This is a genomic window from Mesorhizobium sp. M7A.F.Ca.AU.002.02.1.1 (assembly GCF_003998535.1).
In the GTDB taxonomy this organism is placed as follows: domain Bacteria; phylum Pseudomonadota; class Alphaproteobacteria; order Rhizobiales; family Rhizobiaceae; genus Mesorhizobium; species Mesorhizobium ciceri.
In genome coordinates this window covers 1-3,647 of record NZ_RZPB01000605.1, presented here as the reverse complement: position 1 = coordinate 3,647, position 3,647 = coordinate 1, and the positions used below count along the sequence as shown (strand labels likewise).

The following is a 3,647-nucleotide window of genomic DNA, read 5'->3' as shown; positions in this document are numbered from 1 at the left end:
TCCGGACCGTTGCCCGCGACGCCGGCGTCACCTGCATCGCCACCATCGCCGCCGTTGCTGTCTACGTCACCATCACCGCCCCTGCCTCCGGTCGCACCATAAAGAGCCTGTGCATGCGCCGGCGCCGTCAGGATGACTGGCAGCAGCAACGACCCCGCGAGCGCCGTGGAGCACAAAAGTACAAGCGGGATATGAGCGAGCGACGATCGCGAATTGTCATGGAATTCCCCCCGTGTGCCGCAAGCAACGATTCCGCGGCCGGCCCGATCGCCGGGCGTCCCGCGAAAATCATCGCTTGCCGCTGCGTCGGGTCGCGTGCGTCCGCCACGCACATCGCCCCGACTGCTTCCTCACAATCCGCCCGGCGAAACCACCAAGACGATCGCGGCCGATGATAAAACGTCCTCTCCCGACAATTCCACCGATCAATTCTATTGAATTCTGACCAATTCTTGCACGGGCGGATCGCGCTTGCCTCCCCGCACAACTCCTGCGAGATTCAACATTTGGCGCATCGGGGGGTGCGGCAGGGGAACCCCGTGCGAATACTCGACCATGCTTGATCTGAAGACCGTTCTGGTTGTTACGTTTGCAACCGCAAGCCTGCAGGCCGTCACCTGGTTGTTTGTGTGGCTGGCGTGGCGCCGCCTCTATGAGTTGAAGTTTCTTGCGGCCGGCTTCGTCGCTATCGCGGCGGGGGTGCTGCTGATTCTCCTGCGTGGGGAGCAGCCGGCGGCCTGGGCCATCGTGCTCCACAACACGATCATCAAGCTAGGCCTGGTGTTGCTGGCCGAGGGTCTGGCGCGCTTTCTGGGACAGCCACGCTATACCTGGATCAGCATTTCACTGCTGATTTTCCAAATTGTCGCATGGAGTGCCTCCCTCGCGATTGATCCAGGCGACATTGCTATACGCATTCACGCATCGACCTTCTTTACGGTCGTGATGATGTCGGTGATGTGTCTTGGGCTGATGCGGGACCGGACGCAACCAACCCTCCTGCGCTGGATCACGATCGGTGTGCTTGCCGAGTATATCGCGGCTAGCGTTCTCCAGAGCATCATCGAATACCGGCTGCCGGTCGATTTTCAAGGCGCCTCAGTTCTGGCCGACCGCAACGCCTGGTATCTGCTGCAGGGCGCGCTGTTCCTGATCGCCTTTTTCGGCTGCCTGCTGTTCATGGTCAGTTCGCGGCTGTCCTCTGCGCTGCTGGAGAAAAATATCGCCCTGTCGCGGGAGGTACGGGAACGACGACGGCTGGAAAGCCGGTTGAACGCGAGCCTGGCGGCCGAACGTGTGCTTCGCGACGAGCAGGCGGACTTCATGCGCGTCGTCAGCCACGAGTTTCGCACCCCGCTCGCCATCATCCGCAACGCGGCCGACATGATCGGCCTTGTCGGCCACAAGTCGCCCGAAGCGACACGAGAACGGATTGCCGGCATTGGCGAGGCGCTCGATCGCCTGTTTTCCCTGATCGACCGCTTCATGGCCAATGATCGCGACAGCGGGTTTCAGCCGGAGATGATACGCGTCGGTTTGCTTATTGCCGATGTGCGGCTGCATTTCGGGATGACCGGGCGCGGCGAGCGCCTGATCTTTACGGCGGATGACGACGCCGTTTCGCTTGTCGCCGATCCCGAGATGCTGGCGACGGTCCTGATCAACCTCATCGACAATGCGCTCAAATATTCGTCGGAGGACCAGCCAGTGGATATCGATGTGCGCAGCGAAGGTCGAAGTGCGGTCATTCGGGTGCGTGACCGTGGCATCGGCATTCCACAGGCTGAGCTTCACAAGATCGGCAGGCGCTTTTTCCGGGCCTCCAATACGATGGCGGTAACCGGAACCGGTCTCGGCCTCTATTCTTCGCGCAAATTGCTGGCCTATCACGGCGGCAAGCTGCAGTTGCTCGCCAACGACGACCAGGGCATTACGTCCATCGTCAGCCTGCCTCTGGCAGGCGAGGCAACGGATCGACTTTCGCCCGAGGAACTGACCGCATGACGCATATTCTGATCGTCGAGGACGAGCCCCGGCTGCGCAAGGATCTGGCGGATTTCCTGGAACTGACGGGCTTCACGGCCGAAGGCGTCGCCACGGCAGGGGAATTGCGCCAGACGCTGGCCAACGGCAGCTCGCCCGCTGTCATCATCCTCGATGTCGGGCTGCCCGATGGGAACGGGTTCGATCTGGCAACCGAAATCCGCAAATCACATGCCTGCGGCATCATCATGCTGACGGCGCTCGGTGACAGCGACGACCGTATCCGTGGCTTTGAGAGCGGCGCCGACATCTACCTGGTCAAGCACAGCACGCTGCGCGAGATCGACGCCGCAATTCGCAGCCTGCTGCGACGGACGGGAGCCCCGCCCGACTCTGCCAACGGCAGCAGCGATCGGTGGGTGCTGGACGGCACGAACTGGATGCTGATCGCGCCCAATCACCGTTCGCTTAAACTGACGGCGGCCGAGTTCGCCTTCATGAACGTGCTCTGCAACCGTAGCGGCGAAATCTGCCAGCGCGAGGATCTGGTGGAGCTTGTCGCCCGTCCCAGGTCGAACTTCGACAACAGGCATCTCGACGCAGTCGTCAGCCGGCTACGCCGCAAACTGGAGGAGCACATCAGCTTGCCCGCGCCGATCAAGGTCGTCTATGGCGTTGGCTACATCTTCACCGCGGCCGCCGCCGTGCAATGAACGTCTGCTCAACGGCTGCTTCCAGACCGAAGCATCGACTGGTCATGGCGCGGCAGGACCTCGATGTGCAGCCTGCAATGTCCGCTCTCAGGAAGCCACCATGCCCGCCCCTAAGACCGAGATTGCCGCCATTCGCAACCTGGTCAATGACGCTCACCGTTGGCCCATAGCGGAACACCCTCAGCTTACTCCTCGCCCTGCTTCTGCGCGATGATGTCGAGCCGCTCGCGGTCGGAGCGTTCGCGCTCGTCGCGGTTGCGCACGTCCTTGTAGGCACGCTCAACCATGTTGGTGCGGGCGGTCGCGGCGGCGATGAGGCCGGCTTCTTGCTTCGCGCTTGCCAGGTTCGCCTCCTGGCGCACGACCGCTTGGGCGATGCGGCGGTGGTAGAGATCGGGGAACAGGGCGGAAAGCGAATCGGCCTGGTCGAAATGGCCGACCAGTTCCCTGGCTTCAGCCTCGGCGGCACTGGCCGCGGCAAGGAAGGTGGCGTGGCGGGTTTCGTGCAGCGCCTTCAGCTGTTCCTGCACCTTGACCAGTTTCTTCAGGCGGTCCTTGCGCGTGCTCATGGTCATCTCGCCAGCGTCAGGTCGACGAAGCCGTCGACGAACAGCGACAGCATGGTGCCGACGGCGAAATAGAAGATGATCATGCCGCCGGCGATGATGAAGGGCTGGGAGATGAAATAGATCGGGATCTGCGGGGTCAGCTTGTTGACGAAGCCGATCGTCAGATTGACGAGAATGGCATAGGCGACGAACGGGCTGCCGAGGCGGATGACCAGGAAGAAGGTGTCCGACACCGTGTCGGTGACATCGACGAGGGCTGCCTGCGGGTTGAAGAAGATGTTGACCGGCGCGACCGTGTAGGAGGAAACCAGCGCGCGTATTATCTCGTGGTCGAAATCGAACACGAACAGCATCAACAGCGCCGAGAACGAGATGATGGCGG

5 protein-coding genes are annotated in these 3,647 nt (G+C 61.9%); 3 read left to right on the top strand and 2 right to left on the bottom strand.

Going from position 1 to position 3,647, the window contains the following annotated elements:
* The 3 genes from EN879_RS39525 to EN879_RS27690 all read left to right on the top strand — a co-directional run.
* The coding region (locus tag EN879_RS39525; RefSeq protein WP_206521018.1) for a hypothetical protein at nt 1-395 on the top strand (395 nt) is incomplete at its 5' end.
* 160 nt (nt 396-555) lie between these two features.
* Complete coding sequence (locus EN879_RS27695) at nt 556-2,004, top strand: HAMP domain-containing sensor histidine kinase (RefSeq protein WP_127274374.1); 1,449 nt, start codon at nt 556-558, stop codon at nt 2,002-2,004.
* Complete coding sequence (locus tag EN879_RS27690) at nt 2,001-2,696, top strand: response regulator transcription factor (RefSeq protein WP_013529766.1); 696 nt, start codon at nt 2,001-2,003, stop codon at nt 2,694-2,696. The genes EN879_RS27695 and EN879_RS27690 overlap by 4 nt, the downstream gene beginning before the upstream one ends.
* Before the next feature lie 185 nt (nt 2,697-2,881).
* Here the strand turns inward: EN879_RS27690 and EN879_RS27685 are convergent, their stop codons facing one another.
* A complete protein-coding gene (locus EN879_RS27685) occupies nt 2,882-3,265 on the bottom strand; it encodes a hypothetical protein (protein ID WP_063168930.1) in 384 nt (127 codons plus the stop codon).
* Nucleotides 3,266-3,267: 2 nt separating this feature from the next.
* On the bottom strand, nt 3,268-3,647 hold a 380-nt coding region (locus tag EN879_RS27680), incomplete at its 5' end, for a flagellar biosynthetic protein FliR (protein ID WP_206521017.1).

Coding starts and splice junctions, on each gene's coding strand:
- EN879_RS27695 (WP_127274374.1), top strand. CDS start 556: ATGCTTGATCTGAAGACCGTTCTGGTTGTTACGTTTGCAACCGCAAGC.
- EN879_RS27690 (WP_013529766.1), top strand. CDS start 2,001: ATGACGCATATTCTGATCGTCGAGGACGAGCCCCGGCTGCGCAAGGAT.
- EN879_RS27685 (WP_063168930.1), bottom strand. CDS start 3,265: ATGAGCACGCGCAAGGACCGCCTGAAGAAACTGGTCAAGGTGCAGGAA.